Source organism: Microbacterium sp. Ag1 (assembly GCF_001005635.1).
GTDB lineage: Bacteria > Actinomycetota > Actinomycetes > Actinomycetales > Microbacteriaceae > Microbacterium > Microbacterium oxydans.
The window spans coordinates 181,938-205,361 of sequence record NZ_LBCR01000034.1 but is presented as its reverse complement, the minus strand read 5'-3'; the positions used below and the strand labels follow the sequence as shown (position 1 = coordinate 205,361).

The following is a 23,424-nucleotide window of genomic DNA, read 5'->3' as shown; positions in this document are numbered from 1 at the left end:
GATTCGAACGCGCGTCGAGCGAATCCGGCACCGACGGGCCGACCGGCTAGACTGAACCCACAACTGAAGACAGGCCGAATGACCCACGCGGGAGAGCCCCGGCGAACGCAGCCGGGCACCGAAGGAGCAAGCCTCCCCGCCAATCTCTCAGGTACGCGTACCGCGCGGTTCCGGCCACTCTGAAAAGCGATCCGTCTCATGTGCGGATCCGCCGACGGTGAAAACCCCGCCTCCGTGCACGGGTGAAGCTCTCAGGCCCATGACAGAGGGGGAGTTCCGAGGAACGGCGATGCCGCCGTTCCGCCCGACACAGCCCGGGAGAACTCCATGTCCGACCCCCGCTACACCCCGCTGCGCGAACGCCATGAGGCACTCGGCGCGTCGTTCACCGACTTCGGTGGCTGGCAGATGCCGGTGCGTTACACCTCCGACCTCGCCGAGCACCACGCCGTGCGCCAGAACGCGGGGATCTTCGACATCTCGCACATGGCCGAGTTCCTCGTCACGGGCGAGAAGGCGGCCGAGTTCCTCGACTTCGCGCTCGCAGGTCGCATCTCCGCCATGACGGTCGGCAAGGCGAAGTACTCGCTGATGCTGAATGAGAACGGCGGAATCGTCGACGATGTCATCGCGTATCGGCTCGCGGAGGACCGCTACCTCGTCATCGCCAACGCCGGCAACCGGGGCTTCGTGGACTCGGGATTCGCCAAGCGCGTGCGGGACTTTCCGTCGCTCGTCGAGCGGGCGCTTCCGCCGCTGGCTCCGGGGGAGGACCGCACCTTCGCCGGATTCCTGGGCGACCGCGGTGTCGATGTGGAGGATGTGTCCGACCTGTTCGCGCTGCTCGCCGTGCAGGGACCGGCCGCCGAGGCGATTCTCGCTGCGACGCCGGGCATCGACGAGCTGAGCACGCCCTGGGCGGAGCAGAAGTACTACGCATGGGCGGACGCGCGCTTCCGCGGGGAGCCTCTGCTCATCGCACGCACGGGCTACACCGGAGAGGACGGCTTCGAGCTGCTGGTTCCTTCCGGCGACGCCGCAGCCCTGTGGGACGCTCTGCTGGCTGCCGGCGAACCGCATGGTCTCGTTCCTGCGGGCCTCGCCGCCCGGGACACGTTGCGTCTGGAGGCCGGGATGCCTCTCTACGGCCACGAGCTCAGCACCGACACCCGCCCCTCGCAGGCCGGACTCGGCCGTGTCGTCGTGACGGCGAAGGAGCACTTCGTCGGCAAGGAGGCGCTCTCGTCCTTCGAGGACTCGACAGAGGCATCGGAAGCGCCGGTCCTGGTCGGCCTCGTCGCCGAGGGCAAGCGGGCAGGACGCGCTGGATACGCCGTCGTCGACGAAGACGGATCCGTGCTCGGAGAGATCACGAGCGGCGCTCTCAGCCCGACTCTCGGCCACCCGATCGCGATGGCCTACGTGACCCCATCTTCCGCGGAAGAGGGAACCGCAGTATTCCTTGACGTGCGGGGAACCAAGATCCCCGCGACCGTGACCGCCCTGCCTTTCTATCGGAGGACCAAATGACCGACCTCGCCGCACTCCACTACACCGAAGAGCACGAGTGGATCGCCGCCGACGGCGACACCGTGACCATCGGCATCACCGACTACGCTGCCGAGAAGCTGGGAGACGTCGTGTTCGTCGAGCTCCCCGCCGTCGGCACCGAGGTGACCGCAGGTGCCGTCGTCGGCGAGATCGAGTCGACGAAGTCGGTCGGCGAACTCTACGCGCCGGTCTCGGGAACCGTCGTCGAGATCAACGACGCGGCCGTCGACGATCCGTCGCTGGTGAACGCCGCGCCCTTCGAGGGCGGCTGGTTGCTCAAGGTCTCCGTTGCAGCCGGTGCGCTGGACGGACTGCTCGACCGCGACGCATACGTCGCACTCACGGAGGGCTGATTCACCAGTGGTCACTTTCGCCGATCGTCACATCGGACCCACGGATGCCGCGCAGCGCACGATGCTCGCGGCCCTGGGTCTCGACACCCCAGGGGCCGATGGCGCGCTGAGCCCGGTCGAAGCGCTCATGCGCCAGGCCGTGCCCGCGTCGATCTACACCGGGCCGTCGTCCGACTCGTCGGACGCGCCTTCGCGCATCCCCTCTGCCGCGAGCGAGACCGAGGCTCTCGCCGAGCTGCGGGTGCTCGCCTCGCGCAACACCGTGAACCGACCGATGATCGGCCTGGGGTACTACGGCACCATCACGCCGCAGGTGATCCAGCGGAACGTGCTGGAGAACCCGTCGTGGTACACGGCCTACACGCCGTACCAGCCGGAGATCTCCCAGGGGCGTCTGGAAGCGCTCATCAACTTCCAGACCATGGTCGCCGAACTCACCGGGCTCACGACGGCCAATGCGTCCATGCTCGACGAGTCGACCGCGGTGGTCGAGGCGATGCTGCTCTCGCGGCGCGCGTCGAAGTCCGCGTCGACCGTGTTCGCGGTCGACGCGGATGCCCTCCCGCAGACGAAGGCGATGCTCGCCACGCGCGCGGAAGCTCTCGGTATCGACATCGTCACGGTCGATTTCGCCGCGGGTGAGGAGCTGCCCGCCGACCTGTTCGGTGTCTTCGTGCAGTACCCCGGCGCTTCCGGGCGCGTCTGGGACCCGTCGGCCGTGTTCGACGCCGCGCACCTCTCCGGCGCTCTCGCGGTCGCGGCCGCCGATCTGCTCGCTCTCACCCTCATCGCCTCTCCCGGCTCACTCGGCGCCGACGTGGCAGTCGGCACGACCCAGCGCTTCGGCGTGCCGATGGGCTTCGGCGGTCCGCACGCCGGCTACATGGCCGTCCGCTCCGGCCTCGAGCGTCAGCTCCCCGGTCGCCTCGTCGGAGTGTCGGTCGATGCCGACGGCAAGCCCGCGTATCGTCTCTCGCTGCAGACGCGCGAGCAGCACATCCGCCGCGAGAAGGCCACGTCGAACATCTGCACCGCCCAGGTGCTGCTCGCCGTCATGGCGTCGATGTACGCCGTGTACCACGGTCCGGACGGGCTGCGGGAGATCGCGACCCAGACCACGGCGAAGGCGGCGCTGCTGCGTGACTGGCTGACCGAGGCAGGGGTGGAGGTCGTGCACGCGGACTTCTTCGACACCCTGCAGGTGCGCGTGCCCGGTCGTGCGGCGGAGTTCGCCGCTCGGGCCCATGACGATCACGGGATCCTGCTGCACGTCGCCGACGCCGACACGGTCGGCATCGCCGTCGACGAGACCACGACCCTCGGCGAGCTGCACCACGTCACGGCTGTCTTCGGCGGCAAGAACGACCGCGCGTTCGGCATGTTCGGCGGGGACAAGCTGCGGGGGCTCCCGGAAGACCTGCTCCGTCAGGACGAGTACCTCACGCACCCGGTGTTCCACTCGCACCGCTCGGAGACCGCCATGATGCGGTACATGAAGAGTCTCTCCGACCGAGACTACGCACTCGATCGCGGCATGATCCCGCTGGGCTCGTGCACCATGAAGCTCAACGCCGCCACCGAGATGGCTGCCATCACCTGGCCCGAGTTCGCCGGCATCCACCCGTTCGCCCCGGCGGCCGATGTGCAGGGCTACCTCGAGCTCATCGACCAGCTCGAGGGCTGGCTCGCCGAGGTCACCGGTTATGACGCGGTCTCGCTGCAGCCGAACGCCGGTTCGCAGGGTGAGCTCGCGGGTCTCCTCGCCATCCGCGGGTACCACCACGCGAACGGCGACACCCACCGCACCGTGTGCCTCATCCCCTCGTCGGCCCATGGCACGAATGCGGCATCGGCCGTACTCGCGGGCATGAAGGTCGTCGTGGTCGCGACGGACGAGCTCGGCAACGTCGACCTCGACGACCTGCGCGCGAAGATCGCCCAGCACGCCGACGACCTCTCGGCTCTGATGATCACCTACCCCTCGACGCACGGTGTGTACGAGGAGCAGGTCGTCGAGATCACGGCCGCCGTGCACGACGCGGGCGGACAGGTGTACGTCGACGGGGCCAACCTCAACGCGTTGCTCGGCTACGCGCGCTTCGGTGACCTGGGCGGCGACGTCTCGCACCTCAACCTGCACAAGACCTTCGCCATCCCGCATGGTGGGGGAGGTCCTGGCATCGGTCCGGTGGCGGCGAAGTCGCACCTCGCCCCCTACCTTCCCTCGCACCCGCTCGCACAGCGCGCCGAGCACTTCGGCGGCTACACGTTCGATGGCGGTGTGATCTCGGCCGCTCCTTACGGTTCCGCGGGGATCCTGCCGATCTCGTGGGCGTACGTCCGCATGATGGGTGCCGACGGTCTTCGTCGTGCCACGGCGGCAGCCGTGCTCTCCGCCAACTACATGGCCGAGCGTCTGGGCGGCCACTTCCCGGTGCTCTACACGGGGGAGAACGGTCGCGTCGCGCACGAGTGCATCCTCGATCTGCGTCCGCTCAAGGAGGCGACCGGAATCACCGTCGACGACGTGGCCAAGCGCCTCATCGACTACGGCTTCCACGCTCCGACCATGTCGTTCCCCGTCGCGGGCACGCTCATGGTCGAGCCGACGGAGTCGGAGGACCTCGATGAGATCGAGCGCTTCATCGAGGCCATGATCATGATCAAGGCCGAGGCGGAAGCCGTGGCGGCGGGGCGCTGGCCCGCGGACGACAATCCGCTGGTGCATGCACCGCACACCGCGGTATCCCTCATCGCGGGGGAGTGGGAGCACCCCTACACGCGGGAGGAAGCCGCCTACCCCGTCCATGCGCTCGTCGCCGGCAAGTACTGGCCGCCCGTGCGTCGCATCGACCAGGCGTACGGCGACCGGAACCTCGTGTGCGCCTGCCCGCCGGTGGAGGCCTTCGCCTGAGCCGGTGCGCATCTGAGCAGACGGTGTCGCGCTTCCGTGCGGAAGCGCGACACCGTCCTGTGTTTCCCGGTGTTTCCAGGTGTTTCGCGGGTGTTACGGATGGTCACCACTCAGTAACAGTTCGTTAGCTGAAGGCGGCGGGGGGTCAAGCGGCGGGTTACGCTCAGGTATCCCTGCGTGCTCGATGGTGAGCGCGCAGACTCAGCACTGTCCACAGGAGGACGAAAAGTGAAACGAAACAGGATTGCCCTCGCGGGCAGCGCTCTGCTCGTGGTCGGCGCCCTGGCGCTGGCCGGTTGCGCAGGCGGGAACGACTCCGGCGATGAGGGCTCCAAGGGCTCGGCGTCGGCGATCATCTCGGCGAACGGAGGCGAGCCGGAGAACGCGCTGATCCCGACCAACACCAACGAGGTCAACGGCGGCAAGATTCTCGACTCCGTCTTCGCAGGTCTCGCCTTCTACGACGGCGACGGTGCCCTCGTCAACGACATGGCCGAGTCGATCACGGTCGACGCACCGAACAAGGTCACGGTCAAGCTGAAGGAGGGCAACAAGTTCACCAACGGTGAAGACGTCGTCGCCCACAACTTCATCGATGCGTGGAACTACGGTGCGCAGCTCTCCAACGCGCAGCTGAACCAGTCCTGGTTCGCCGACATCGTCGGCTTCAACCCCGACGCAGACTCCGAGCTCACAGGTCTCACCGAGGTCGATGACCAGACCTTCACGATCGACCTGAGCAGCGACGTCGCCTCCGACTTCGTGACCCGCCTCGGCTACTCGGCGTTCTACCCGCTGCCCGATGTCGCCTTCGAGGACATGGACGCCTTCGGCGAGAACCCGATCGGCAACGGTCCGTACATGCTCGCCAAGGAGGGAGCATGGCAGCACGACGTCCAGATCGACCTCGTCAAGAACGATGACTACAAGGGTGAGCGCGTCGCTCAGAACGGCGGCCTGACGCTGAAGTTCTACACGGCTCCCGAGGGCGCGTACGCCGACCTGCTCGGCGGCAACATCGACGTCATCGACCAGATCCCCGAGGCTTCGCTCGCGGTCTTCGAGGACGAGCTCGGCGAGCGGGCGACCAACCAGCCCGCGGCCATCTTCCAGTCGTTCACCATCGGTGGGCAGCTCCCGCACTTCTCGGGCGAAGAGGGCACCCTGCGCCGCCAGGCCATCTCGCTGGCGATCAACCGCGACGAGATCACGAGCAAGATCTTCGCCGACACCCGTACCCCGGCGAGCGACTTCACGACGCCCGTCATCGACGGCTGGAGCGACAGCGTTCCCGGTTCCGACGTCCTGAAGTACGACCCGGAGAAGGCCAAGGAGCTGTGGGCGAAGGCTGACGCCATCTCCCCGTGGTCCGGCACCTTCCAGATCGCGTACAACTCCGACGGTGGACACCAGGTGTGGGTTGATGCGGTCTCGAACTCGCTGAAGAACACGCTCGGCATCGAGGCGTCGGGCGCACCGTACGTCGACCTCGCCACTCTCCGCGCAGCGGTCAACGCGCGTGACGACGCGGGCAAGCGCACGATCCAGACGGCGAACCGTTCCGGATGGCAGGGCGACTACCCCGCCGTCTACAACTTCCTGCAGCCGCTCTACGGCACGGGTGCATCGTCGAACGACGGTGACTACTCGAACCCCGAGGTGGACTCTCTGCTCGCAGAGGGTGCAGCGGCCACGAGCGCGGACGACGCGAACGCGGCTTACGAGAAGGTCCAGGAGATCCTCTTCAACGACCTCCCGGTCATCCCGCTCTGGTACCAGAACTCGATCGGTGGCTTCGGCGACTCGGTCGACAACGTCACCGTCGGCTGGAACTCGGTTCCGCTCTACTACGAGATCACCAAGGCCGAGTAGGCCCTTGGAGTGAACGGCAGCGAGGCGGTGGCGGCGACGTCACCGCCTCGCGTCGTGCACTCCGGCTGACTCCGACTCCACGAAAGGAGCAAGGATGCTCGCCTACACCCTGCGGCGACTTCTTCAGCTGATCCCGGTCTTCTTCGGTGCGACGCTTCTCATCTACGCGCTCGTCTTCCTGATGCCGGGTGACCCGATCGCGGCGCTCTTCGGTGACAAACCGCCGAGCCCGCAGCTGCTCGCCACGATCCGAGCGCAGTACCACCTGGACGACCCGTTCCTCGTCCAGTACTTCTACTACATCACCGGCGTCTTCAAGGGCGACATGGGAACGACGTTCTCCGGTGAGTCCGTGAGCACCGTGCTGGCACGCACGCTCCCCATCACGGGACGTCTGGCCATCATGGCGATCGCGATCGAGTTCACGCTCGCGATCATCATCGGAACGCTCTCCGCGCTCCGCAAGGGCAAGCTGTTCGACCACGCCTCGCTGATCGTCTCGCTCGTCTTCCTGTCGATGCCGATCTTCGTCGTCGCCTTCCTCGCGCAGTACTTCCTCGCGATCAAACTGGGCTGGTTCCGTCCGACCGTCGGTGGCCAGAACGACTGGGGCGATCTGTGGCTTCCCGCCATCGTGCTGGGGCTGAGCCTGTACGCGACCAGCATGCGGCTCATGCGCGGGTCTGTTCTCGACACCCTCAACCAGGACTGGGTGCGCACGGCATACGGCAAGGGGCTGTCGCGTAATCGCGTGATCCCCGTGCACGTGCTGCGCAACTCCCTGATCCCGGTGATCACCAACTCGGCGACGAACTTCGGTGTGCTCCTCGTCGGAGCGACCGTGACGGAGTACATCTTCAACATTCCCGGCGTGGGGCAGACCCTGTTCCAGGCGACGTTGAGGCACGAAGGACCGACGATCGTCTCCTTCGTGACGGTGTTCGTCATCATCTACGTTCTCGTCAACCTGCTCGTGGACCTGCTCTACGGGCTGCTCGACCCGAGGATCCGCTATGTCAAGTGACCGTCCCTCCCATTACGTCGCACCGGTGGTGGCCGAACAGCCGCCGACGGATGCCATCAACGTCAAAGGCAAGCCTGCGAGTCTCTGGCGGGACGCGTGGACAGATCTGCGCCGTCGCCCGTCGTTCTGGATCTCGCTCGGCATCGTCGCGCTCATCCTGCTGATGGCCCTGTGGCCGACGCTCTTCACGCAGACACCTCCGAACAACCAGTGTGAGCTCGGGAACTCCAATGCGGGACCGGCCGCCGGCCACCCCCTGGGCTACACGTTCCAGGGGTGCGACATCTGGTCGCGCATCGTCTGGGGCTCGCGCACCTCGATCAGCGTCGGTCTGCTGGCGACGATCATCAGCTCGACTCTCGGTCTGATCATGGGTGCCTTCGCGGGATACTACGGAGGATGGCTCGATGCCGTGCTCTCCCGCGTCGGCGACATCTTCTTCTCGATCCCCTACATCCTCGCGGCGGTCGTCGTGATGACGGTGTTCGCGCAGTACCGCAACGTCTTCACCCTCGCCCTCGCGATCGGTGGGTTCGCCTGGGCCGCGACGGCGCGTGTCGTCAGGGCGGAAGTGCTCAGAGTGAAACAAGCGGACTTCGTGATGGCGTCGGCCGCGCTGGGGAAGGGGCGTTTCGGCACCCTGCTGTCCCACGTGATCCCGAACGCGTTCGCTCCGCTGCTCGTACTGGCGACCCTGGCACTGGCCGGCGGTATCGTCGCGGAGGCGACCCTGAGCTTCCTCGGTGTCGGTCTCGGAAGCGACGTCATGTCCTGGGGCAACGACATCAGCCAGGCACAACGCTCGCTGCGTGTCGCGCCGATGGCACTGATCTATCCGTCGATCGCGCTCACCATCACGGTGCTCGCGTTCATCCTTCTGGGGGAGCTCATCCGAGACGCCCTCGACCCGAGGGCGAGGGCACGCCGATGAGTGAAGCAACGACCCCGCTGCTGAGCGTCCGCGATCTCACGGTCGCGTTCGACACGCAGAACGGCACACGACAGGTCCTGCATGGGATCAGCTTCGATGTCATGGCAGGGGAGACGGTCGCGATCGTCGGCGAGTCCGGTTCGGGCAAGTCGACGGCGGCGACGTCCATCATCAAACTGCTGGCCGGCACCGGAAAGGTCACCGGCGGGAGCATCACCCTGGACGGCGAGGAGCTCACGCACCTCTCCGAGCGGGAGATGGAGCGCATCCGCGGCAAGGCGATCGGCTACGTGCCGCAGGACCCGATGTCGAACCTCAACCCCGTCTGGAGCATCGGCTTCCAGGTCGAGGAGGCGGTCCGTGCCAACGGCCTCGCCCAGGGACGCGCGGCGGTCCGGGCTCGGGCGATCGAGGTGCTCCAGCAGGCGGGGCTCGCTGACGCGGCCAAGCGACTGCGCCAGTTCCCTCACCAGTTCTCGGGCGGTATGCGCCAGCGAGCGCTCATCGGGATCGGATTGGCCGCGGACCCCCGGCTCCTGATCGCGGACGAGCCCACCTCGGCCCTCGACGTCACGGTGCAGCGCGTCATCCTCGACCACATGGCGAGCCTGACCCGCGACCGCGGAACCTCGATGCTGCTGATCACGCACGACCTCGGTCTCGCTGCCGAGCGCGCGGAGCGCCTGATCGTGATGCAGAACGGGACGATCGTGGAGTCGGGACCGAGCCGGGAGATCCTGCAGAACCCGCAGCATCCGTACACCAAGCGCCTCGTCGCCGCCGCCCCCAGCGTGGCATCCCAGCGCATCCAGGCCGTGGTCGAGGACCGCGGTGTGGAGACGCTCGAGGATCTCGCCGCCATCCCTCCTACGGTGCGAGTGGCCGGCCTCACCAAGGACTACCGCATCCGACAGGGCGGTTTCCGCAGCGAGATGTTCCGCGCCGTAGACGACGTGTCGTTCGAGATCCCGCGCGGGAAGACGCTGGCTCTCGTCGGCGAGTCGGGCTCGGGCAAGTCGACCGTCGCCAAGATGGTCCTCAAGCTGGAGGACCCGACGTCGGGGACGATCGAGATCGACGGCATGGACGTGTCCGGGTTCTCCCGCGCACAGTCCTTCGGTCTGCGCCGGCGCATGCAGCCGGTGTTCCAGGACCCGTACGGTTCTCTGGATCCGTTGCGCAATCTCGAGAACACCATCGCCGAACCGCTCGAGATCCACGGTGTGGGTGATCGCACTTCGCGTCGCGAGCGCGTGCGTGAGCTTCTGGATCAGGTGTCTTTGCCGCAGGATCTGGCGACCCGCTACCCGAGCGAGCTGTCGGGTGGACAGCGCCAGCGGGTCGCGATCGCGCGTGCTCTGGCGCTCAAGCCGGACATCGTGGTGCTCGACGAGGCGGTCTCCGCTCTGGACGTGCTCGTCCAGGCGCAGATCCTCAGGCTGCTGGCCGACCTGCAGACGGAGCTGGGCCTCACCTACCTGTTCATCACGCACGACCTCGCGGTGGTGCGTGTCTCGAGCGATCTGGTCTGCGTCATGGAGCGCGGCCGGATCGTCGAGCAGGGCACGGTCGACGAGACCTTCGCGAACCCGAAGCAGGAGTACACGAGCCGTCTGCTCGAAGCGATCCCCGGTGCGTCCATCCCTCTGGGTGGCCTCTGATCGTGGCGATGCCGAACTCTCCCGAGGACGGGCGGACCTTCCGCTCGTCCTCGGGCACGGTCGTCATGGTCGTGAGCCTCGCTCTGGCGGTGTTCCTGCTCGGCGACGCCGTCGTGCGCGGAGGCTGGGGGCAGACGCTGCTCCTCGCACCGTGGGTGCTTCTCGGCCTGTGGATCATCTACGAGATCAGCTTCGTGTCGATGGTCCGCATCAGCGACGACGGGGCACTCGTCCAGAACATGCTGCGGCGCACCGAGTTCGGTTGGCACCGGGTCCGTGACATCGACCTGCAGTGGCAGCTGCGGTTCTCGCTCGACGATGACACGGAGCTCACCTGCTGGGGTGGACCGGCGCACGCGCGTCCGAGACGAAGCAAGATGCGCGACGAGGAAGTGCAGGTCTCCGCGTCGTTGCGCGGCCTGACGGACATCCGCGACCGCTGGCAGGCTGCTGCGGGTCACGCCGCGAGTGCGCCGATCCGTCGCTCCTGGGACGCCAGGGCGCTGTCAGCGCTCGGGATCATCATCGTGTGGGCGGTCGTCGCCGTGATGATCGCCTCCGCAGGCTGAGATACTTCCCACTTCCCCGCACACGTGCCCCCTGCCGTCTCACGAGGACAGGGGGCACGTTGCAATACGGTTCGGGGCCGGTTCAGGAGTAGGAGAACCAGTACCCCGGCTGGCCGCTGCGGTGCACGCAGGAGCCGACGCTGTAGCCCTCCTGCATGAAGATCCGTCGTTCGGCCTGGCAATAGGACAGATCGGTGAACGGGCCGAACCAGCTGGCGGCCTGCGCTGCAGCGGCCCCGCCGAACACCATTCCTGTGACGAGGACGATGCCTGCGGCCGTTGCGGACAGTTTCTTCTTCATTCGAATCCCCCCGGATTGTCGTACCCACGTCGTCGTGGGTGCCCCGAGCCTAGGGGCGAGGTCCGACGGGTGTCAACGGATCGAGGCGACGGGCTGATGCCCGCCGCCTCGATCCTCGATGATGCTCAGTACGTCTGGAAGTACCAGCCTCCGGTGCCGGGGATGCAGGGGGCGGCCTTCCCCCCGCCCCTGACATAGTCGGTGCGATCGGCGTTACACTGCGCCGCCGACGAGTAGGGCCCGAAAACACTTGCCGATGCGGGCGCGACGCTGAGCAGCGTGATCCCTGCTGCGATGGCGATCGCGGCCCCCGCCTTGGTCATCCTGTTCATCTTCATGAGACTTCCCTCCGTTTTCCGTCGTTGGAAGCCTTCAGGCTAGAGCACCCCGTCAGCGAAGGGGGAGAGCCATCCCACCCGTCGTCACTCAGCCGGGGAGACCGAACAGCTCGGGCCACAGGGACGCGGCCCATGGATACCCGACGAACGCGGCCGCGTCGATCAGGAAGTGCGCGACGAGGAAGGGCATCAGCCGCCCGCTGCGGTGATACAGCCAGCCGAAGAGCAGCCCCATCGCGAGGTTGCCGACGAACGCCGGGTACCCCTGGTACAGGTGGTAGCTCGCCCGAAGGACCGACGTGGAGATGATGATCGTCCACGGACTCCACCCGAGTTGTCGCAGCCGTGTGAAGAGGTATCCGAGCACCACGAACTCCTCCTGCAGGGAAGCGCGGGCCGCCGCGAGCAGGAGAACCGGGACGGTCCACCAATACGCGTCCATCCCGGCAGGATCGATGGCCACGGTCAGTCCGAGCGCCCGGCCGGCGAGATAGAGACCGAGCCCGGGGATGCCGATCGCGAGCACGAGCAGGATGCCGCGGCCCGCATCCTTCGCGACACCGGTGCCATCCAGCCCCAGACGCGCCAGATGGGGGCGTCGCGACTGCCACAGCAGGAAGCACACCAGCACGACGGGGACGAGCGAGAACCCGATCGCGAGCACCTGGTAGATGAGGTCGAAGATCTCCCTGTCGCTCCGAGACGGGTTGAGCTTCGCCACCTGATCGGCGATCGGCACGTCGTCCGTGAGGCGGTAGGCGAGCTGGACTACCGCGTAGACCGCCGACTGGCCGAGACCCAGCGCCAAGACGATCGCGATCTCCCACCACAGTCGAGCACGGGAGGGGGCGGGGGAGAGGTCGGGGAGGTCCCACGGAGCCTGCGGTCGGGTCACGATCTCGATGCTACGACCTGCTTTTCAGGAACCGGCCGCGAGCTTGCGTTATCCTGGAACGTCGGCTTCCCGGCGAAACCCCACATCTTTTAGGACACCTGCATGGCGCACGCCCTCCGTTCTGACCTCCGCAACGTCGCAATCGTGGCGCACGTCGACCACGGCAAGACCACTCTCGTCGACGCCATGCTGCGTCAGACGGGTTCCTTCGGCGAACACGCTCACGTCGATGAGCGCGCCATGGACTCGAACGACCTGGAACGTGAGAAGGGCATCACGATCCTCGCCAAGAACACGGCGATCACCTACAAGGGCAAGCACGCCGGCGGCAAGGAGATCACGATCAACGTGATCGACACCCCCGGCCACGCCGACTTCGGTGGCGAGGTCGAGCGCGGCCTGTCGATGGTCGACGGCGTCGTGCTGCTCGTCGACGCCAGCGAGGGTCCGCTGCCGCAGACCCGCTTCGTGCTGCGCAAGGCTCTCGAGGCCAAGCTGCCCGTCATCCTCCTGGTCAACAAGACCGACCGTCCTGACGCGCGCATCGCCGAGGTCGAGGAAGAGGCGCACGACCTGCTGCTGGGTCTCGCCTCCGACCTGGTCGACGACGTGCCCGACCTCGACGTCGACGCTCTTCTCGACGTGCCGGTGGTCTACGCCTCCGGTCGTGCCGGCGCCGCCTCGCAGAACCGTCCCGCCGACGGCACGCTTCCGGACAACGACGACCTCGAGCCGCTCTTCGAAGCCATCCTCGAGCACGTGCCGGCGCCGGAGTACGACGACGAGCACCCGCTGCAGGCCTGGGTCACGAACCTCGACTCCAGCCCGTTCCTCGGCCGTCTCGCCCTGCTCCGCATCTTCAACGGCACCCTCAAGAAGGGGCAGACCGTCGCCTGGGTGCGCGCTGACGGCACGCACCAGAACGCGCGTGTCACCGAGCTCCTGAAGACCCGTGCACTCGAGCGCTACCCTGCCGAGTCCGCAGGCCCCGGTGACATCGTCGCCATCGCCGGCTTCGAGAACATCACGATCGGCGAGACCATCGCCGACCCCGAGGACGTCCGTCCGCTTCCGGCCATCACGGTCGACGACCCCGCCATCTCCATGACGATCGGAACCAACACCTCGCCGCTCATGGGCAAGGTCAAGGGGCACAAGCTCACGGCTCGCATGGTCAAGGACCGTCTCGACAAGGAGCTCATCGGCAACGTCTCGCTCAAGGTCGTCGACATCGGCCGTCCGGACGCGTGGGAGGTGCAGGGCCGAGGCGAGCTCGCTCTCGCCATCCTCGTCGAGAACATGCGTCGCGAGGGCTTCGAACTCACCGTCGGCAAGCCGCAGGTGGTCACGAAGAAGATCGACGGCAAGACCTACGAGCCGTTCGAGCACCTCACGATCGACACTCCGGAAGAGCACCTCGGCGCGATCACGCAGCTGCTCGCGAACCGCAAGGGTCGCATGGAGAACATGACCAACCACGGCACCGGCTGGGTGCGCATGGAGTTCATCGTCCCGTCGCGCGGCCTCATCGGCTTCCGCAGCGAGTTCCTGACCACGACCCGCGGCACCGGTATCGCGAATGCGATCTCGCACGGCTACGAGCCGTGGGCCGGCTCCATCACGACGCGTCAGAACGGCTCGATCGTCGCTGACCGTCAGGGTGTCGTCACCCCGTTCGCGATGATCGCTCTGCAGGAGCGCATGTCGTTCTTCGTGCAGCCCACGCAGGAGGTCTACGAGGGCATGGTCATCGGCGAGAACTCGCGCGCCGACGACATGGACGTGAACATCACCAAGGAGAAGAAGCTCACCAACATGCGTGCAGCGAGCTCCGACACCTTCGAGTCGATGACGCCTCCACGCCAGCTGACGCTGGAGGAGAGCCTCGAGTTCGCCCGCGACGACGAGTGCGTCGAGGTGACTCCCGAGGTCGTGCGCATCCGCAAGGTGAACCTCGACGCGAACACGCGTGCACGTGAGACCGCACGCCTGAAGCGCCAGGACGCGAGCGTCTGAGAACAGCCTCGGACACGCTCCGAGTGAGAGGGCCCCGTGCCGCCGAAAGGCGTGCGCGGGGCCCTCTTCTCATGTAAATCCCAGGTGAGGGATTGTTTTCGTTCAGGTTCATCGTTCAGAGTGGTTCACTTGCGCCTGGGACGAGCTCCCGATGAGTCTCCTTAAAGGGCGTACGACAACCCGAAAGTCGAACCCAATGCTTCAGAAGACCCGTGCGCTTCGGCGCGCCTCCGCGGCGGCATCAGCCCGTAACGCGGCCCACCGTCCCATGACCATCCTCGGCGTCGCATCGGCGACGCTGGTCGGCATCACGCTGAGCGTCGGTCTGGCCTCCACCCCCGCGGTGGGAGCCATGAGCCCTGCTGCGGCCGTCACCGCACCCGCACTGGCGGGCGCTCAGCCGCTGGCAGAGATCGCGGAGGATGCCTCCGCCACTCTGGCACAGGCGAAGGACGCGGTCACCGCAGCCGAGACCCTGAGCGCTGAGGTCGCCGCCGCCGGCCTCGATGTGGGAGCAGTGACTTCCGTCGACACCTCCGATCTCGAAAGCGACATCGAGAAGCTCGATGACACCGAGGTGACGCCGGTGCTGCTCGTAGGCGTCCTCGCCGACAAGGCGCAGGATGAGACCGCGAGCGTGGTCGCCGACACCGCGGAGCTGCGCGGGGCGCTGACCGCCGCCCAGCAGAAGCAGGCCGAGGAGGAGGCAGCGCGGGTCGCAGCGGAGCAGGCGGCGGCCCAGGCCGCCGCGGAACAGCAGGCCGCAGCCGCGCTGGCTGCAGCGAACACTCCCGAGGGGGCGAAGGCGGCCGCACAGCAGATCATGTCGAGCACGTACGGATGGGGCGGTGACCAGTTCTCCTGCCTGAACTCCCTGTGGAACAAGGAGTCCGGCTGGAACTACAAGGCGTACAACCCCAGCGGTGCCACCGGCATCCCGCAGGCGCTCCCCGGAAGCAAGATGGCCTCCGCCGGCTCCGACTGGCAGACGAACGCGGCCACGCAGGTCGCGTGGGGTCTCGGGTACATCTCGTCGGTGTACGGCACCCCCTGCAGCGCATGGTCGCACTCCCAGGCGATGAACTGGTACTGATCCCCTCCGCAACGCTGCACATGCTCTAGGTGAAGGCGGTCGTCGAGCGCTACGGTGACTCTGACGGCTGGGGGACGTCACGGATCCGAGGAGGAGATGTGCTCGACCCCGCAGCATGGCACGGCGTCCCGCAGGAGGCGTCCACCGGCGCGCTGCCGGGGTGGGACCGCGTCGAGGAGGTGGTGCGCGATGCTCACGCCCGCTACGCCGACGAGCGCCGCGGGAGCGTCGCGGACTACATCCCGGTGCTCGCGGAGGTCGATCCGGAGCTGTTCGGTCTGGCGGTGATCGAGGTCGGCGGCGGGCTGCACGACGCCGGTGATGCGTTGCATCCGTTCTCGATCCAGTCGATCTCGAAGATGTTCGTGTACGCCCTGGCCATCCAGGAGCACGGCCATGAGCGCGTGCGCGAAATCGTCGGGGTGAACAACACCGGCCTGGCCTTCAACTCCGTGATGGCGCTGGAGCTCAACGACGGCCACCCGATGAACCCCATGGTCAACGCGGGGGCGATCGCCACGACAGCGCTCATGCCCGGTGCGACACCCGTGGAGCAGTGGGAGCGGATGCGGGAGGGGCTCTCGGCGTTCGCCGGCCGGCCGCTGAGCCTCGACGGCGTCGTGTACGCCTCGGAGGCCGCGACCAACGACCGCAACCGTGCTCTCGGACGTCTGATGCGCAGCTACGGGCGACTCGCGGGTGACCCGGACGAGGTGGTCGATGTGTACACGCGCCAGTGCGCGCTCGGGGTCACGGCTCACGACCTCGCGGTCATGGGTGCCACACTCGCCGACGGGGGAGTGAACCCCGTCACGGGCGAGCGGATCGTCTCGGCGGACGTGTGCCGCGACACGCTCGCGGTCGTCGCATCGACGGGCCTCTACGAACGCTCCGGCGACTGGCTGTTCGAGATCGGACTCCCCGCGAAGTCCGGAGTCGCGGGAGGCATCGTCGCCATCGCGCCGGGAAAGGGCGCTGTCGCGGGGTTCTCTCCTCGACTCGACGAGGCGGGCAACTCCGTCCGCTCGCAGATGGCCATCGGCTACCTGTCGCGGGCGCTCGGGCTGAACCTGTTCGCCTCGTCGGCCGTCCCCCATCCTGGGTCCTCTCCCGCCTCGCCCTCCGCATCCCTGGAGCTGTCATGACCCAGATCCCCGTACCGCAGACCCCGATCAAGACCTCGTGGCTGCCGATGGTCAGCCTCTTCCTCGCGCAGGTGCTGATGTCGTTCAACGTCGCCGCGCTGCCGATCTCGCTCGGGGGCATGGTGAGCGAGTTCGGAGTGCCGCCGACGGTCGCGAGCACGACCATCGTCATGTACGGCCTCGCCGTCGCGGCGCTCGTGATGACCGGCGCGAAGCTCGGGCAGCGGATCGGCTGGGTCGTGATCTTCCGGATCGTGATCGCGTTGTTCGCGGGTTCATCGATCATGATGATCCTCGCCCCCACCGTGTGGTGGGCCATCGCGGGGCAGGCCGTGGCCGGAGCGGCTGCCGCGATCATCGTGCCGTCGATCGTCGCTCTCATCGCCGAGAACTACCGGGGGCCTCAGCAGGCGACCGCCATCGGCGCCATCGGTTCGGCGCGCGCGATCTCGGGCGTCAGCGCATTCCTGATCGGAGGGACGCTGGGCACGTTGGTGGGCTGGCGACCGATGTTCTTCATCGTTCTCGGCATCGCCGTGGTGGTGTTCGCCCTGAGCTTCACCCTGCGCGGCGATCGCGGCGATGCGTCGATCCGCATCGACCTCGTCACCTCGCTGCTCATCGGCGCGGCGATCGTGCTGCTGACCCTCGGGTTCAACAACCTGAACTCGTGGGGTGCCGTGGCGGCGACGGCCGATGCCCCGTTCTCGGTGCTCGGCCTCTCGCCGGCCCCCGTATTCATCGTGGTCGGCCTCGTGCTCGGCCAGGCGTTCTTCCTGTGGACGAGGAAGCGGATGGCGGAGGGGAAGGTGCCCCTGATCGACCTGAGCGTCCTCGGATCCTCTCGCGAGCGCGCCGCCGTGTACGCGATGTTCATCGTGGTGGCGCTGGAAGCGTGCGTGAACTTCACGATCCCGCTCTATATCCAGATCGTGCAGGGCAGGACGCCGTTCGACACCTCGATGGCCATGATGCCGTTCAACCTGACGGTCTTCGTCACCGCCACCCTCGTGGTGCGGCTGTACAAGCGGTTCCCACCGCGCACGATCGGCGTCGTCGGGTTCATCCTCACCACGGCGGCCCTGGTGTGGCTGTCGTTCGTGGTCAACAACAACTGGGAGACGATCCCGACGATCCTGGGCCTGATCGTCTTCGGCATCGGGCAGGGGGCGCTGGTGACCCTGGTGTTCAACGTGTTGGTGACGGCGGCTCCGGCCGAGCTCGCGGGGGATGTGGGGTCGCTGCGAGGCACCACGCAGAACCTCGCCTCGGCGGTGGGCACCGCGCTGGCCGGAGCGCTGCTGGTGTCCCTCCTCGGTCTCAGCGTCGGTCGTGCGGTCGTCGAGCATCCCGAGCTGCCGCCGTCCCTCGTCGCCCAGGTCGACATGGACAACATCAACTTCATCAGCAACGACGATCTGCGCGCGGCGCTCGAGGCGACGGACGCGACGCCCGAGCAGATCGACGCCGCGGTGGTGGTGAACGAGGAGTCGCGCCTGGGCACTCTCAAGCTCGGACTCCTTCTGCTGGCGGGGATCAGCGCGCTCGCGATCCTTCCGGCTTCGCGGCTACCGCAGTATCGGCCGCACGAGATCCCCGATCCGTCGCCGGTCTCGGGAGGGGAGTGAAGCTCAGCGCAGCTCCGAGATGAGCACGGCTCTGGTGCCCGCCACGGTCGCCTCGAAGACATGGGGCGCATCGCCGGCGTAGGTCAGGTAGTCGCCGGGGTCTAGGAGGACGGGATTCTCCGCCGGACCGATGCGCGCCTGGCCGGCCATCAGGACCACGTGCTCGATCGTCCCGGGGTGATGGGGATCCGACCGGCGTGCGTCGCCCGGCTCGGCCTGGATCAGGTAGACGTCGCGGCGTGCGCCGGGCGGGCTCGCAGACAGCAGGGTCGCGCTGTAGGCGGCAGCGGAGGACGGCACCCCGGACAAATCGTCTGCGCGGATCAGCTTCGGTGCGTTGGACTGCTGGTCGACGAGCACGGCGAAGGGCACCCCCAGTGCGACGCCGAGGGCCCACAGCGTCTCGACGCTGGGGTTGCCCGAGCCGCTCTCGAGCTGGGACACCGTCGCCTTGGAGACCCCGGCCCGTCGAGCGAGTTCGGACACCGACAGGCTCGCCGCCTCACGTTCCCGGCGCAGGGTGCGGGCGATGCGCGTACGAAGTTCCTCCATACGTTCATCATGTCAAACGATCGTTCGCTTGACTATGCCGCAGAACGTGTTCAGAATTATGACCATGTGTTCACCGAAGCGAACGGCAGCTCTTGGGCGGCGCGATGACCGCGGAGCGTGAGGTCTGGCGTGAGGCACTCGGCGTGGTGCTGGCGACCAGTGCGTACGGGGTCTCTTTCGGCGCGCTCGCCGTGGCGTCGGGGCTCGACGTCTGGCAGACCTGTGTGCTGAGTCTGCTGATGTTCACCGGGGGGTCCCAGTTCGCCTTCGTCGGCGTCTTCACCGCCGGGGGATTGTCGGCACTGCCTTCCGCGATCGCCTCGGCGGCGCTCCTCGGTGTCCGCAACGTCGCCTACGCCATGCGGATGTCACCCATCATCGGGGGCGGACCGGCTCGCAAGGCCGCAGCTGCGCACTTCACGATCGACGAGTCGACGGCCGTGGCGATCTCACAGGGTGATCCTCGGCTGCGGCAGGTCGGCTTCTGGGTGACCGGGATCGGCATCTTCGTCGGGTGGAACATCACCACCCTCGTCGGGGCGCTCGTGGGCGACGTGCTCGGCGACCCCAGGACGTGGGGACTGGATGCGGCCGCAGCCGCGGCGTTCCTCGCTCTCCTCTGGCCTCGGCTCCGGCAGCGGCAGGCCGTCGCGGTCGGCGTCGCCGCGGCTGTCGTCGCCGCGGCCTTCACGCCGTTCCTGATGCCGGGCCTTCCGGTTCTGGTGGCTGCGGTCGTCGCGATCGCCGTCGGCTGGTTCGATTGGTGGGGTCGTCCCGCGGCCTCGACCGACGGTGGAGCGGACCGGGGTGCGGGGGCGGCCTCGTGACCGTGTGGAGTGCGATCCTCCTCGCCGCCCTGATCTGCCTCGCCCTCAAGGCGGCCGGATACCTGGTGCCCCCTCGGGTGCTGGAGGCGCCGCGCACCGCCCGCATCTCCGATCTGCTGACAGTGGGTCTGCTCGCGGCTCTCGTGGCCGTGCAGACCCTCGGCGACGGTCAGGCGATCACGGTCGATGCTCGCGTGCCCGCGCTGCTGGTCGCCGGCGGCCTCCTGTGGCTGCGGCAGTCCTTCCTCGTGGTCGTCGTCGCGGCGGCGGCGGTCGCAGCCCTGTTGCGTCTGTTCGGGATCGCCGCATGACCGACCTCCCCGATCCCGTCCGGCGGGGGCTCGTCGGTAAGATCGACAGGTGCGCGTGAGCTGGGTGTCGAGAGTGTTGTCGTGGATCGCTGCCGCCCTCGTCGGCGGTGTCTACGGCGTCGCCGGCACTATCAGTCACAGTGTGATGTGGGGCCCCATCCCCATCGGCATGATCATCGCGGCCATCGCGTGCGCTGCCATCCTCATCGCCGTCCGAACCCTCACGCATGACAGGGGCGCCGCTGTCGCGGCCGGACTCGGGATGATCGGCATGCTGGTGCTGATCTCCGGGGAGGGGCCGGGCGGATCCGTCGTCGTGCCCGCCTCGTTCCTCGGGCAGATCTGGACCTATCTGGTCGCCGGAATCGTCCTGCTCGTCGTCGCCTGGCCCTCCGTCCGACGCCTCCCGGTGCGCACGGAGGCGCCTGCCGCGCAGGAACCCGAGCCGCGCGAGTCGTAGACTGAGGGGGTGACGTATGTGATCGCCCTCCCGTGCGTCGATGTCAAGGATCGCGCCTGCATCGACGAGTGCCCCGTTGACTGCATCTACGAGGGCGAACGCTCGCTCTACATCCACCCGGACGAATGCGTGGACTGCGGCGCCTGCGAGCCGGTGTGTCCCGTCGAGGCGATCTACTACGAAGACGATCTGCCCGATGAGTGGCAGGACTACTACAAGGCCAACGTCGAGTTCTTCGACGAGATCGGGTCGCCCGGTGGCGCCGCCAAGGTGGGTGTCTACTCGTTCGATCACCCGATCGTCGCGGCTCTGCCGCCTCAGGGCGAGTAGGCGCTGGCTCCGTGAGCGTCCGCGATCTCGCCGACTATCCGTGGGATGCCGTCGTCCCGTTCCGTGAGCGCGCGCAGCAGCACCCCGACGGACTGATCGACCTCTCGGTCGGTTCTCCGGTCGACCCCACCCCCGACATCATCCGCCGCGCCCTGGCCGAGGCCACGGATGCGCATGCCTATCCGCAGACGGTGGGCACGCCCACCCTGCGGGAGGCGATCGTCGAGTGGTACGCCCGGCGCAGGGGAGTGCCCGACCTCCGGGTCGACAACGTGCTCCCGACGATCGGGTCCAAGGAACTCGTCGCGCTGCTGCCCACACTGCTCGGTCTGGGGGCCGGAGACATCGTCGTCCACCCGCGCGTGGCCTACCCGACCTACGAGGTCGGCGCACGCGTGGTTGGAGCGACGCCCCTTCCCGCGGACGATCCAGCCGACTGGCCGGAGGGCACCAAGCTCATCTGGATCAACACCCCGGGCAACCCGGACGGACGCACCTGGACCGTCGATGAGCTCGCCGCTGCCGTGCGTCGTGCTCGTGAGCTCGGTGCCGTGCTCGCGAGCGACGAGTGCTACGCCGAGCTGGGCTGGGACGGCGTCTGGGCGACCGAGTCGATCCCGTCGGTCCTCGACCCGCGGGTGACGGGCGGAAGTCGTGCGAACCTGCTCAGTGTCTACTCGCTGAGCAAGCAGTCGAACCTCGCCGGCTACCGTGCGGCGTTCGTGGCCGGGTGCGCTCGTGTCGTCGGCGAGCTTCTCACTGCCCGCAAGCATCTCGGGCTGATGCCCCCGGCACCGGTGCAGCACGCGATGGCGGTGGCGCTCGCGGACGACGAGCACGTCGCCGTCCAGAAGGCTCTCTACCGCACCCGCCGCGATGCCCTGCGTCCCGCGCTGGAGGCCGCAGGCTTCCGCATCGACGGTTCGGAGGCCGGGCTGTACCTCTGGGCGACCGAGGGGCGGGACTCCTGGGAATCGATGGGACGGCTGGCCGATCTGGGCATCCTGGCCGGTCCAGGTCCGTTCTACGGCGGTGACTCCGGGCAGCATGTCCGCCTGGCCCTCACCGCTTCGACGGCTCATGTGGCCGAGGCTGCGCGCCGTCTCACTGTGGCCGACATGTAGATTCCCTCCTCGGAGGGGGCGTCCCTTTGGCGGATGTCACAGTAGGCCTGTGCGACTACTAGGCTGTAAAGGCGATTCGGTCGTGACCCGACCTGGCGCCTGAGCGCCGTGAGATCGCCAGTTCAGGCTTGATCAACATCTTGTTCGAACCCACCGCGACGAGCGGGGGCGGACACTACGAGGAGGTCCGCGTGAGTGCAGCGGCAGACCAGACGGCGAAGCTGACGATCGGCGACACGACCGCTGAATTCCCGGTGCTGCGCGGCACGGCGGGGCACGACAGCATCGATTTCTCGACGTTGACGCGGCAGACGGGCTACACCGGCCTGGACTACGGTTTCGTCAACACGGCGTCGACGAAGTCGGAGATCACATTCATCGACGGCGACAAGGGCATCCTGCGGTACCGCGGATATCCGATCGAGCAGCTCGCGGGTTCGACGAGCTACCTCGAGGTCGCGTGGCTCCTCATCTACGGCGACCTGCCCTCCGCCTCCGAGCTGGCGGAATTCGACGAGAAGATCCGCCGGCACACCCTCCTGCACGAAGACCTCAAGCGCTTCTTCTCGGCGCTTCCGCACACGGCGCACCCGATGTCGGTGCTGTCCTCGGCCGTCGCGGCGCTCTCGACCTACTACGAGGGTCAGACCGACCCGCACAACCCGGAGCACGTCGAGCTGAACATGGTGCGCATGCTCGCGAAGCTCCCCGTGATCGCGGCCTACGCGCACAAGAAGAGCGTCGGTCAGGCCTTCCTGTACCCCGACAACTCCCTGAGCTTCGTGGACAACTTCCTGAAGCTGAACTTCGGCGTTCACAGTGAGGAGTACGAGGTCAACCCGGTGATGTCGAAGGCTCTCGAGCTGCTCCTCATCCTGCACGAAGACCACGAGCAGAACGCGTCGACGTCCACGGTCCGCCTGGTCGGTTCGACAGGAGCCAACCAGTTCGCATCCGTGTCCGCCGGTATCCAGGCTCTCTCCGGTCCGCTCCACGGCGGGGCGAACGAGGCCGTGCTGACCATGCTCGGTCAGATCCGCGACTCCGGACAGAGCGTCTCGCGCTTCGTCGAGCGGGTGAAGAACAAGGAAGAGGGCGTGAAGCTGATGGGCTTCGGGCACCGGGTCTACAAGAACTACGACCCCCGCGCCAAGCTCGTCAAGGACGCGGCCGACGAGGTGCTCTCGTCGCTGGGCGTCACCGATCCGCTCCTCGACCTCGCCAAGGAGCTCGAAGAGCTGGCGCTGGCCGACGACTACTTCCGTGAGCGCCGTCTCTACCCGAACGTCGACTTCTACACCGGGGTCATCTACAAGGCGATGGGCTTCCCCACGCGGATGTTCACCGTGCTGTTCGCGATCGGACGCCTGCCCGGCTGGCTGGCGCAGTGGCGCGAGCTGCAGCTCGACCCCCAGACGAAGATCGGTCGTCCGCAGCAGCTGTACACAGGATCGCCGGAACGTCAGTTCCCCACGCGCTGAGCGCGTGACGAGAAAGCGCCCCTCCCGCCGTAGCGGAAGGGGCGCTTT

At 67.4% G+C, this 23,424-nt stretch carries 22 protein-coding genes and 2 riboswitches; of the genes, 18 read left to right on the top strand and 4 right to left on the bottom strand.

Annotated features, from left to right (window positions below; translation table 11 throughout):
- The first annotated feature begins 78 nt into the window (after positions 1 to 78).
- A riboswitch (glycine riboswitch) is annotated at positions 79 to 173 on the top strand.
- Position 174: 1 nt separating this feature from the next.
- Positions 175 to 273: riboswitch (glycine riboswitch) on the top strand.
- A gap of 54 nt (positions 274 to 327) precedes the next feature.
- The 8 genes from AAY78_RS17660 to AAY78_RS17625 all read left to right on the top strand — a co-directional run bounded on the left by AAY78_RS17660 (position 328) and on the right by AAY78_RS17625 (position 10,875).
- Positions 328 to 1,530 carry a glycine cleavage system aminomethyltransferase GcvT gene (locus AAY78_RS17660; protein ID WP_046749584.1) on the top strand — a complete coding sequence of 401 codons (1,203 nt, stop codon included), beginning with the start codon at positions 328 to 330 and terminating at the stop codon, positions 1,528 to 1,530.
- The gene (gene gcvH, locus AAY78_RS17655) at positions 1,527 to 1,904 is read left to right on the top strand and encodes a glycine cleavage system protein GcvH (protein ID WP_046749583.1); all 378 of its coding nucleotides are present in this window, start codon (positions 1,527 to 1,529) and stop codon (positions 1,902 to 1,904) included. Before AAY78_RS17660 ends, gcvH begins: the two co-directional genes overlap by 4 nt.
- A 61-nt stretch (positions 1,905 to 1,965) precedes the next feature.
- On the top strand, positions 1,966 to 4,818 hold the full coding sequence (gene gcvP / locus AAY78_RS17650; RefSeq protein ID WP_046749840.1) for an aminomethyl-transferring glycine dehydrogenase: 2,853 nt from the start codon (positions 1,966 to 1,968) through the stop codon (positions 4,816 to 4,818).
- A gap of 228 nt (positions 4,819 to 5,046) precedes the next feature.
- Complete coding sequence (locus tag AAY78_RS17645; protein ID WP_046749582.1) at positions 5,047 to 6,690, top strand: peptide ABC transporter substrate-binding protein; 1,644 nt, start codon at positions 5,047 to 5,049, stop codon at positions 6,688 to 6,690.
- A gap of 94 nt (positions 6,691 to 6,784) precedes the next feature.
- Positions 6,785 to 7,714, top strand: coding sequence for an ABC transporter permease (locus AAY78_RS17640; RefSeq protein WP_046749581.1), 930 nt, complete (start codon positions 6,785 to 6,787; stop codon positions 7,712 to 7,714).
- Positions 7,704 to 8,645, top strand: coding sequence for an ABC transporter permease (locus tag AAY78_RS17635; RefSeq protein WP_046749580.1), 942 nt, complete (start codon positions 7,704 to 7,706; stop codon positions 8,643 to 8,645). The genes AAY78_RS17640 and AAY78_RS17635 overlap by 11 nt, the downstream gene beginning before the upstream one ends.
- On the top strand, positions 8,642 to 10,306 hold the full coding sequence (locus AAY78_RS17630) for a dipeptide ABC transporter ATP-binding protein (protein WP_046749579.1): 1,665 nt from the start codon (positions 8,642 to 8,644) through the stop codon (positions 10,304 to 10,306). Before AAY78_RS17635 ends, AAY78_RS17630 begins: the two co-directional genes overlap by 4 nt.
- A gap of 8 nt (positions 10,307 to 10,314) precedes the next feature.
- Positions 10,315 to 10,875 carry a PH domain-containing protein gene (locus AAY78_RS17625; RefSeq protein ID WP_046749839.1) on the top strand — a complete coding sequence of 187 codons (561 nt, stop codon included), beginning with the start codon at positions 10,315 to 10,317 and terminating at the stop codon, positions 10,873 to 10,875.
- Between the two features lie 82 nt (positions 10,876 to 10,957).
- Here AAY78_RS17625 and AAY78_RS17620 read toward each other — a convergent pair whose 3' ends face one another.
- From AAY78_RS17620 to AAY78_RS17610, 3 genes are all read right to left on the bottom strand, one after another.
- Positions 10,958 to 11,176: a hypothetical protein gene (locus AAY78_RS17620; protein WP_046749578.1), complete on the bottom strand. Its 219-nt coding sequence runs from the start codon at positions 11,174 to 11,176 to the stop codon at positions 10,958 to 10,960.
- A gap of 125 nt (positions 11,177 to 11,301) precedes the next feature.
- Positions 11,302 to 11,514 carry a hypothetical protein gene (locus AAY78_RS17615; protein WP_046749577.1) on the bottom strand — a complete coding sequence of 71 codons (213 nt, stop codon included), beginning with the start codon at positions 11,512 to 11,514 and terminating at the stop codon, positions 11,302 to 11,304.
- 88 nt (positions 11,515 to 11,602) lie between these two features.
- A complete protein-coding gene (locus AAY78_RS17610; protein ID WP_046749576.1) occupies positions 11,603 to 12,409 on the bottom strand; it encodes a CPBP family intramembrane glutamic endopeptidase in 807 nt (268 codons plus the stop codon).
- A gap of 102 nt (positions 12,410 to 12,511) precedes the next feature.
- Here AAY78_RS17610 and typA point away from each other — a divergent pair, with 102 nt between their 5' ends.
- The 4 genes from typA to AAY78_RS17590 all read left to right on the top strand — a co-directional run bounded on the left by typA (position 12,512) and on the right by AAY78_RS17590 (position 18,291).
- Complete coding sequence (gene typA, locus AAY78_RS17605; RefSeq protein ID WP_046749575.1) at positions 12,512 to 14,425, top strand: translational GTPase TypA; 1,914 nt, start codon at positions 12,512 to 12,514, stop codon at positions 14,423 to 14,425.
- 196 nt (positions 14,426 to 14,621) lie between these two features.
- Positions 14,622 to 15,518 (top strand): hypothetical protein, encoded by an 897-nt coding sequence (locus AAY78_RS17600; protein ID WP_052748831.1) that lies wholly within the window; start codon positions 14,622 to 14,624, stop codon positions 15,516 to 15,518.
- A gap of 98 nt (positions 15,519 to 15,616) precedes the next feature.
- The gene (gene glsA, locus AAY78_RS17595; RefSeq protein ID WP_046749574.1) at positions 15,617 to 16,663 is read left to right on the top strand and encodes a glutaminase A; all 1,047 of its coding nucleotides are present in this window, start codon (positions 15,617 to 15,619) and stop codon (positions 16,661 to 16,663) included.
- On the top strand, positions 16,660 to 18,291 hold the full coding sequence (locus tag AAY78_RS17590) for an MFS transporter (RefSeq protein WP_046749573.1): 1,632 nt from the start codon (positions 16,660 to 16,662) through the stop codon (positions 18,289 to 18,291). The genes glsA and AAY78_RS17590 overlap by 4 nt, the downstream gene beginning before the upstream one ends.
- Before the next feature lie 3 nt (positions 18,292 to 18,294).
- Here AAY78_RS17590 and AAY78_RS17585 read toward each other — a convergent pair whose 3' ends face one another.
- Positions 18,295 to 18,843, bottom strand: a complete 549-nt coding sequence (locus AAY78_RS17585; RefSeq protein WP_046749572.1) for a helix-turn-helix domain-containing protein — start codon at positions 18,841 to 18,843, stop codon at positions 18,295 to 18,297.
- Positions 18,844 to 18,947: 104 nt separating this feature from the next.
- Here AAY78_RS17585 and AAY78_RS17580 point away from each other — a divergent pair, with 104 nt between their 5' ends.
- From AAY78_RS17580 to AAY78_RS17555, 6 genes are all read left to right on the top strand, one after another.
- Positions 18,948 to 19,670, top strand: coding sequence for an AzlC family ABC transporter permease (locus AAY78_RS17580; RefSeq protein ID WP_046749571.1), 723 nt, complete (start codon positions 18,948 to 18,950; stop codon positions 19,668 to 19,670).
- Positions 19,667 to 19,981 carry an AzlD domain-containing protein gene (locus AAY78_RS17575; RefSeq protein ID WP_046749570.1) on the top strand — a complete coding sequence of 105 codons (315 nt, stop codon included), beginning with the start codon at positions 19,667 to 19,669 and terminating at the stop codon, positions 19,979 to 19,981. The genes AAY78_RS17580 and AAY78_RS17575 overlap by 4 nt, the downstream gene beginning before the upstream one ends.
- A gap of 49 nt (positions 19,982 to 20,030) precedes the next feature.
- Positions 20,031 to 20,441 (top strand): hypothetical protein, encoded by a 411-nt coding sequence (locus AAY78_RS17570; protein WP_046749569.1) that lies wholly within the window; start codon positions 20,031 to 20,033, stop codon positions 20,439 to 20,441.
- 9 nt (positions 20,442 to 20,450) lie between these two features.
- Complete coding sequence (fdxA, locus tag AAY78_RS17565) at positions 20,451 to 20,771, top strand: ferredoxin (protein WP_045263079.1); 321 nt, start codon at positions 20,451 to 20,453, stop codon at positions 20,769 to 20,771.
- An 11-nt stretch (positions 20,772 to 20,782) separates the two neighbouring features.
- On the top strand, positions 20,783 to 21,895 hold the full coding sequence (gene dapC / locus AAY78_RS17560) for a succinyldiaminopimelate transaminase (RefSeq protein ID WP_046749568.1): 1,113 nt from the start codon (positions 20,783 to 20,785) through the stop codon (positions 21,893 to 21,895).
- 191 nt (positions 21,896 to 22,086) lie between these two features.
- Positions 22,087 to 23,376, top strand: coding sequence for a citrate synthase (locus AAY78_RS17555; RefSeq protein ID WP_045263168.1), 1,290 nt, complete (start codon positions 22,087 to 22,089; stop codon positions 23,374 to 23,376).
- The last annotated feature ends 48 nt before the right edge of the window (positions 23,377 to 23,424 follow it).